This is a genomic window from uncultured Legionella sp. (genome assembly GCF_937871865.1).
In the GTDB taxonomy this organism is placed as follows: Bacteria; Pseudomonadota; Gammaproteobacteria; order Legionellales; family Legionellaceae; genus Legionella.
Window position 1 is genome coordinate 1 of sequence record NZ_CALMPD010000235.1, and the last position, 2,447, is coordinate 2,447.

The following is a 2,447-nucleotide window of genomic DNA, read 5'->3' on the forward strand; positions in this document are numbered from 1 at the left end:
ATGAGCTTTTTCAGAGCCATTGCTAATAATCAATTTATCGTGTGTTGGCTATACACAAAATCTGTTCGCAGAAACCAGAGGCTGCTCTTTTGTGTCCCGCGTTTTGTACGCGGGATCGTTTGAGTGATTAAGCGAAATTAACCACCAGACCAAACTCAACTAGTTGTTGGCTTGCGGTCATTTGTGTCGTTTTACGGACTTTGCCTACAGGATCAAAAGTGCCGGTGTTGATTGATGCATAGTCAATGCGGCTGTAATCCATTCTTAAGGCCAGACGATTGGTTATATTTTGTTTTACTCCCAGGCCATAGCGGAACCCTGTTTTTTTCGTGGTGTAATTAAATAAGGAAATGTCAGTGGTATTTTCTTTAAAGGTGCTGTTAGTAATGCCAAGACGACCATAAAACAGTGTGTTCGATGTGAATTGATAGCCAGGAAGTATACTAAGGCCGATACTGTTTTTTATTTTGATTACTGTATCAGCGAATGACTGATGGTAGTATTCATGATTATAGCTTCTGGATTGGGTTGTGCTGATGTTTAAATTTGCTTCACCAGCTAAATAATAGTTATCATGAACCAGAGTGCCGTACCCGGCAAAGAGCGTTCCAAAAACTCCTGTAGCTGATAAATGGCTTTTATTTATAACATCAAAGCTTGATGGGTGCCCTGGAAGTTCTTCATAAATACGTGATCTGACATTTAAATCAACCGTATCAGAGCCTAAACCTAAACCAGAATAAAATCCTGCATTTACTGTTGAAGCTGTTAATAGTACCAATCCAGTAGATAAGAGTTGGGTTTTCCTTAACATGTATACTCCATTTTTTTTATGAATGTTGACTGTAACTTGAAATATCTCGACGCACAATAGGACGTGAGATTATTGGATTTAACTCTCTGGAACTGCACCGCACTCTCTGTCATTCTTTCCTGAAAATGGTTTAAGTCGAGAGATTATGCGCATAGTTTTATTAGCTGGTAATTCTGAGCGTATTTTTGTTCAAGAAGATTCTTCCAATACCCTAAGATAGTTTTTAGCGGTTTGATATGCTTCAGATAGATTATGAAAGACTTCCGGACGCATGTTTTGATCAACTGCTTCCATTTCATTAAAACAATCCAGGAGAAAGTCATTTAATAATTTGCATTTTGTCTGCTTATTAACATTCATCATGTAAATTTCTTCAACTTCTATTTCCCTGTTCATATGAACCTCGCTGAATGGCATGAGAATAAGTTTCATCTTGATATATCTAATTATAGTTTAAAGTAGCAAGCACTTGAGAGGAAATAATTGTCACTGTTGGTCTTTGCAAAAAGATGCTACTTAAGGATATGATAAATAAATCAAATAAAAGGGAGGTTATGAATGTATCATTCTATATTAAAATTAATGGTTTTGGCGTGTAGTGTTATATGGATACCCAATGATTTGGCACATGCATCGTCTCCGGATGCCTCTTTATTATTGGGTAAAACCATTAGTCAAGAGAAGCAACAGCAGATGACTCCTAAACAGGCATTAGTGCGCTTGAAAGAAGGAAATCAACGCTTTTTATCCAATAATCAAATTTCACGAGACTATTTAAAGCAAGCAAAAATGTCTTCTTACGGACAATATCCCTTTGCAGTAGTACTTAATTGCATGGATTCACGCAGTGTCCCTGAGTTATTTTTTGATCAAGGTCTAGCTGATTTATTCACTCTACGTGTAGCGGGCAATATTTTGAATGAAGATATTTTGGGAAGTATGGAATTTGCTACCAAAGTAGTTGGCTCGCGCTTGATAGTTGTATTAGCTCATACCTCTTGTGGTGCTGTTGCAGGGGCCTGTAGTGACGTAAAATTAGGGCATTTGACCGATGTTCTGGATAAAATACAACCGGTAGTTAAACCGACTATGCACCAATTAGATAACAAAAACTGCAGTGATTTAAAACTGGTTGATGCTATTGCTGAAGCAAATGCTTTGCAGGTTGTCAGAGAGATACAGGCAAAAAGTCCTATTTTACAAGAATTGGTTAAAAATAAGCAGATAGGGATTATCGCCGGAATTCATGATATAAAAACCGGGCAAGTACGATTCCTGGATGAAGAACGCTCAGTTCCAGAATAACGACATAAGAGTTATAGGGCATTATGCTAAGCCTGTTGTAGCATAGCGTAATACGGGATGTAACCGAGTAGAGCTATTCGTTCCCGCATACGCTATTGTTTATGCGGGCTACGATACCGAATCTAATGTTCATTAATATAGGCAGGTTTACCATAAATGTAAGTCGCCTTTATATTTTCCTCCGAGCCCAGGGTCATTAATACGAAAAGAAACTCAAATATGTCGTTTACTTTTTCCAGTCTGTATTTCATGTATGGATTGGCTTTTGCATCAATTATAGCCAACGGATAATAAATTGATTATAATCATTTATTTATGACGTATTCAT

3 protein-coding genes are annotated in these 2,447 nt (G+C 37.4%); 1 reads left to right on the forward strand and 2 read right to left on the reverse strand.

Features of this window, described 5'->3' with window-relative positions; translation table 11 throughout:
* Positions 1-127 precede the first annotated feature (127 nt).
* Together Q0495_RS12465 and Q0495_RS12470 are read right to left on the reverse strand one after the other, a co-directional pair.
* On the reverse strand, positions 128-814 hold the full coding sequence (locus Q0495_RS12465) for an outer membrane beta-barrel protein (RefSeq protein WP_298626852.1): 687 nt from the start codon (positions 812-814) through the stop codon (positions 128-130).
* 189 nt (positions 815-1,003) lie between these two features.
* Positions 1,004-1,210, reverse strand: coding sequence for a hypothetical protein (locus tag Q0495_RS12470; protein ID WP_298626854.1), 207 nt, complete (start codon positions 1,208-1,210; stop codon positions 1,004-1,006).
* Between the two features lie 162 nt (positions 1,211-1,372).
* Between Q0495_RS12470 and Q0495_RS12475 the strand changes: the two genes are divergently transcribed.
* Positions 1,373-2,119, forward strand: a complete 747-nt coding sequence (locus tag Q0495_RS12475; protein ID WP_298626855.1) for a carbonic anhydrase family protein — start codon at positions 1,373-1,375, stop codon at positions 2,117-2,119.
* The last annotated feature ends 328 nt before the right edge of the window (positions 2,120-2,447 follow it).